The following is a 2500-nucleotide window of genomic DNA, read 5'->3' as shown; positions in this document are numbered from 1 at the left end:
ATCTATCCATGAGCAGGTTGAAGCTCAGGTAAAACTGAGTGGAGGACCGAACCAGTATCAGTTGAAAATGATTTGGATGACTTGTGGATAGGGGTGAAAGGCCAATCAAACCCGGTGATAGCTGGTTCTCCCCGAAATATATTGAGGTATAGCCTCGGGAACGAGTCTTGCGGAGGTAGAGCACTGATAAGGCTAGGGGCCCCACCAGGTTACCAACCCTTGTCAAACTCCGAATGCCGTAAGATGCTTCCCGGGAGTCAGGCTATGGGTGCGAAGGTCCATGGCCAAGAGGGAAACAGCCCAGATCGACAGCTAAGGTCTCCAAATCCATACTAAGTGGGAAAGGTGGTGGAGTTGCTGATACATCCAGGAGGTTGGCTTAGAAGCAGCCATCCTTTAAAGAAAGCGTAATAGCTCACTGGCCTAGCGATTCTGCGCCGAAAATGTAACGGGGCTAAGTATGGTACCGAAGCTTCGGGCTCGTCTTTTAGACGAGCGGTAGGGGAGCGTTCTCAGATGGGATGAAGGTAAACCGTGAGGTTTGCTGGACTAATGAGAAGTGATTATGCTGGCATGAGTAACGATAAAACGGGTGAGAAACCCGTTCGCCGTAAGCCTAAGGTTTCCTGGGTAAAGCTAATCTGCCCAGGGTAAGTCGGCCCCTAAGGTGAGGCTGAAAAGCGTAACCGATGGGAAACAGGTTAATATTCCTGTACCTGTACATGTGTGCGACGGAGGGACGCAGGAGGATAGCTGATCCGGGTGTTGGATATCCCGGTGCAAGCGTGTAGGCTTGAAGGGTAGGCAAATCCGCTCTTCTTTAAGGCCGAGACGTGATGCCGTGTCATTTACAGACTGAAGTCAGTGATTCCATGCTGCCTAGAAAAGCTTCTAAGTTTAGCATGTGCAGACCGTACCGCAAACCAACACAGGTAGGCGGGTCGAGCAGACCAAGGCGCTTGAGAGAACTCTGGTTAAGGAACTCGGCAAAATGATCCCGTAAGTTCGCAATAAGGGATGCTCCCGCGTGTGATATGACTTGCTTGTTGAGCACGTGAGAGCCGCAGCGAATCGGGGGGGGCGACTGTTTACTAAAAACATAGGTCTCTGCGAAGTCGTAAGACGAAGTATAGGGACTGACGCCTGCCCGGTGCCGGAAGGTTAAGAGGTGGAGTTAGCTTCGGCGAAGCTCTAAATCGAAGCCCCGGTAAACGGCGGCCGTAACTATAACGGTCCTAAGGTAGCGAAATTCCTTGTCGGGTAAGTTCCGACCTGCACGAATGGCGTAACGATCCCCCCACTGTCTCAACCAGAGACTCAGTGAAATTGAATTCCGGGTGAAAATGCCCGGTACCCGCAGAAGGACGGAAAGACCCTGTGCACCTTTACTATAGCTTGACATTGGTATTTGGTTTATCATGTGTAGGATAGGTGGGAGACTTTGAAGCGGGCACGCCAGTGTTCGTGGAGTCACCCTTGAAATACCACCCTTGGTAATCTAGGTATCTAATCCAACGCCGTCATCCGGCTTGGAGACAGTGTCTGGTGGGTAGTTTGACTGGGGCGGTCGCCTCCCAAAGAGTAACGGAGGCTTGCAAAGGTTCCCTCAGGCTGATTGGAAACCAGCCGTCGAGTGCAAAGGCATAAGGGAGCTTGACTGTGAGACAGACATGTCGAGCAGGAACGAAAGTTGGTCTTAGTGATCCGGTGGTTCCGCATGGAAGGGCCATCGCTCATAGGATAAAAGGTACGCCGGGGATAACAGGCTGATCGCGTCCAAGAGTTCACATCGACGACGCGGTTTGGCACCTCGATGTCGGCTCATCACATCCTGGGGCTGGAGCAGGTCCCAAGGGTACGGCTGTTCGCCGTTTAAAGTGGTACGCGAGCTGGGTTTAAAACGTCGTGAGACAGTTTGGTCCCTATCCTCTGTGGGCGTAGGAGAATTGAAGAGGGTCTGCCCCTAGTACGAGAGGACCGGGGTGGACGAACCTCTGGTGTTCCTGTTGTCACGCCAGTGGCACTGCAGGGTAGCTATGTTCGGCACGGATAACCGCTGAAGGCATCTAAGCGGGAAGCCATCCTCAAGATTAGTTCTCCCTGGACTTCGGTCCCTGAAGATCCCTTGTAGACTACGAGGTTGATAGGCCGGATGTGTAAGCGCAGCGATGTGTTCAGCAGACCGGTACTAATAGATCGTGCGGCTTATCTAACTTACTTAATATCCTCTCTCCCCCTATTGAACTATATATTTTCCTGGTGGCCAGGGAGGAGGGGTTATACCCGATCCCATTCCGAACTCGGAAGTCAAGCCCTCCATCGCCGATGATACTGCGGTCTTAGTCGTGGGAAAGTAGGTCGCTGCCAGGATATTCTTCCTGAAAGGCCCGGTCAAAATGACCGGGCCTTTTTGCGTGGAATACACGCTGAACAAATGCAAAACTCCAGCTAGCAAATAACACGGCAAAAAACGGGACTCGGGCGGTTGCGCCAAGGTGTC

General features: G+C 52.3%; 2 rRNA genes (1 of these 2 cut by a window edge). Both read left to right on the top strand.

From position 1 onward, the window contains the following. Positions 1 to 2213, top strand: a 23S ribosomal RNA gene (locus BR24_RS01435) (it extends 726 nt beyond the left edge of the window). 42 nt (positions 2214 to 2255) lie between these two features. Then, positions 2256 to 2370, top strand: a 5S ribosomal RNA gene (gene rrf / locus BR24_RS01430). The last annotated feature ends 130 nt before the right edge of the window (positions 2371 to 2500 follow it).

Source organism: Pseudodesulfovibrio halophilus DSM 5663 (assembly GCF_059568665.1).
The sequence above is the reverse complement of the archived record's forward strand: the minus strand, read 5'-3'. Positions and strand labels throughout refer to the sequence as shown.